The 2938-nt window shown below is 71.0% G+C and carries 3 protein-coding genes; all 3 read right to left on the reverse strand.

Annotation, left to right across the window (positions count from 1 at the left end):
* Nucleotides 1-1152, reverse strand: a 1152-nt coding sequence (gene hemG, locus VGV06_19170) for a protoporphyrinogen oxidase (protein HEV2057267.1), incomplete at its 3' end; no start/stop codon positions are given.
* Nucleotides 1149-2072: a ferrochelatase gene (gene hemH, locus VGV06_19175; GenBank protein ID HEV2057268.1), complete on the reverse strand. Its 924-nt coding sequence runs from the start codon at nt 2070-2072 to the stop codon at nt 1149-1151. The genes hemH and hemG, both read right to left, overlap by 4 nt.
* The coding region (gene hemE, locus VGV06_19180; protein HEV2057269.1) for a uroporphyrinogen decarboxylase at nt 2069-2938 on the reverse strand (870 nt) is incomplete at its 5' end. The genes hemH and hemE, both read right to left, overlap by 4 nt.

Below are 2938 nucleotides of genomic sequence, written 5' to 3' on the forward strand. Positions count from 1 at the left end.
CGTCAGCGTCTCGTCGTCCCCGTCGAGGATGCTCTCGTTCAGCGCGCCGCCCATGAACACGCGGAGCAGGGCGAAGCCGTCCGGGGCGCGGCCGGGGTACTTCACGCTTGAGAAGGTGCAGGCGATGATGGGACGCCGCTCGATCTGCGGCACGACGAAGCCGAAGCCGTCGAGCGGGTGCGGGATGTCGGCGCGCCGCCAGCCGAGCGTCACCGTCGCCGAGGACGCGTACGGGATGCCCTCGAGCAGGTGCGCCAGTGACGGGTCCGTGTAGCGCAGCATGCGTCCGGCCTGGTGCGACTCGGTGGCGATGATGACCGCATCCGCCGTCGCCGGCGGGCCGTCGCGGAGGCCGAGTCGCCAGCCCGGGCCCTCGCGCGTGACATCAGTGACGCGGGCTTTGAGCCGGATGGCGTCGAAGGGCAGGCGGGCGCCAAGGGCGCGGATGAGCTCCTCCATCCCTGCAGCAAACGTCACGAAGAGCGACCAGCGCGCCCCGCTCGCGCCGGCCGCTTCCGCGGGCACCCGGCGCGCCCCGCGCCAGAGCCCGAGGATCAGGCTCCGCTCCCTCCGCTCGATGTCGAGGAAGCGCGGCATGGTGGCGACGAGCGAGAGCGTGTCGGGGTCGGCGGTGTAGATCCCCGCGACCAGCGGCTGGGCAACGCGTTCGAGCGCCTCGCGTCCGAGCCGGCGGGACACGAAGGCTCCCAGGCTCTCGTCGGGATCGCCGCCGCGAGGCAGCACGAGATCCATTGCCATCCTGAGCTTGCCGGGCCAGGAAAAGAGGCGCGAGCGGATGAACGGGCCGAGCCGCGTCGGCGCCAGGAGCTGGAAGCCGTCGGGCAGCGGGTGGAGACGTCCACGGAAAGCGACGTACGTGCGGCGGAAGCGGTCGTCGGTGCGCACCAGCCTGTCCTCGATGCCGAGTCGCTTGCAGAGCTGGAGCGCCCACGGCTTCTCCGAGAGGAAGGAGTCCGGTCCGCACTCGACGAGGAACCCTTCGTAACGATCGGTCTGGATGGTGCCGCCCAGCCGGTCACCGGCCTCGAAGAGCGACAGCTCGAGCCGCCGGCCGCGCTCCCGGGTGAGCTCGACGGCTCGGTGTGCGGCGGCCAGCCCCGCGATACCGCCGCCCACGACGGCCAACCTCACCGCGGCCCCCGCGTGACGAGATCGGCGAGCATGGCGATGAACGCGGGGTGATCATTGGCGGCCTGCGCCCGGTGGAAGCGCAGGCCCGCCTCGGCGGCGATGGCGCGCGCCTCGACATCCAGATCGTATAGGACCTCGACGTGGTCGCAGACGAAGCCGATCGGAACGACGACCACGTCCTCGATCCCCTGTCCCTTCATGCCACGAAGCGCGTCGCAGATGTCGGGCGCGAGCCACGGATCGCTCGGGGCGCCGCTCCGGCTCTGGTAGGCGACCTGCCAGCGCGCGTGGCCGAGACGGCCGGCGATGACGAGCGCGGCGGCCTCGAGCTGGCGCGCATAGGGCGAGCCGCTCGCCATCGCGACGGGCACGCTGTGGGCGGTAAAGATCAAGAGCGCATCCACACGCTTCGGCGCGGGCACCTGGGCGAGCGCGGCGGCGGCGCGCGCCACCATGGCGTCGACGAAGCGCGGGTGCTCGGCCCAGGGCGGCGCGTAGGCGACCTCGGGCGCGCCGGCGCCCACCTTCTCGCGGGCCGCCGAGACGTCCGCCACGTAGCGTTCCCACGACGCCTCGGTCTGGAAGGAGGAGAGGATGATGCCGAGCATCCGGCGGCAGCCGCGGTCGCGCATCTCGGCAAGCGTCTCGTGCAGGAACGGATGCCAGTTCCTCATGCCGACGTAGACGGGAGTCGGCACGCCGTCCCGCTTCAGAGCTTGGCGGAGGCCCTCGGCCTGTCTCATCGTCAGCTCATTGAGCGGTGAGCGACCGCCCATCAGCTCGTAATGGTGCGCGACCTCCTCGAGGCGCTCGGGCGGGATGCGGCGCCCCGCCGACACGATCTCAAGGAAAGGCCTGATGTCCTCGCGCTTCTCGGGTCCGCCGAAGGCGATCAGCAGGACTGAATCGAAATCACTCATCGGGCCGACAGCTCGTGCACGATGTCTACGAGCGCCTTCACGTTCTCGACGGGCGTTTCCTGGTGGACGCCGTGGCCGAGGTTGAAGATGTGGCCTGGGTGCTGCGCGGCGGCGTCGAGGATGGCCTTGGCGGCGCGGCGGATCTCGTCGCTGCGCGACAGGAGCACAGCGGGGTCGAGGTTGCCCTGCACGGCCACGTCGTAGCCCAGCCGCTCCCACGTCGGGCCTAGCTCGACGCGCCAGTCGAGTCCGATGACATCGCCCCCCGCCTCCTTCATTAAAGGAAGCAGCGTGGCCGTGCCCACCCCGAAGTGGATGACGGGTATGCCTGGAGTCAGGCGCCGGATGACGGAGCGGCTGTGCGGCAGGACGAACTCGCGGTAGTCGGCTGGTGAGAGCGCGCCGACCCACGAATCGAAGAGCTGGACAGCCTGAGCCCCCGCCGCGATCTGGCCGTTGAGATAGTCCGCCGTGACGTCGGCGAGCCGTCCCAGCATCGCGTGCCACGCGTCCCGCTCCGCACGCATGAAGCGCTTGGTCAGCAGGAACTCGCGCGACGCGCCGCCTTCGATGAGATACGAGGCGAGCGTGAAGGGCGCGCCGGCGAAGCCGATGAGCGGCACGCGGTCGCCCAGCGCCTTGCGCGCGAGCCTGACCGTCTCGAAGACGAAACCCACGGAGGCCTCCACGTCCGCGCGGCCGAGCCGCGCCACGTCATCGGCGCTCCGGACGGGGCGCTCTATGTGCGGCCCCCCGCCCTTGGTGAACTCCAGCCCGACGCCGAGCGGCTCGAGGACCAGCAGGATGTCGGCGAAGAGGATCGCCGCGTCCACGCCCAGCCGCTCCACCGGCTGGAGCGTCACCTC

It is taken from the genome of Candidatus Methylomirabilota bacterium, assembly GCA_035936835.1.
Lineage (GTDB): Bacteria > Methylomirabilota > Methylomirabilia > Rokubacteriales > CSP1-6 > AR37.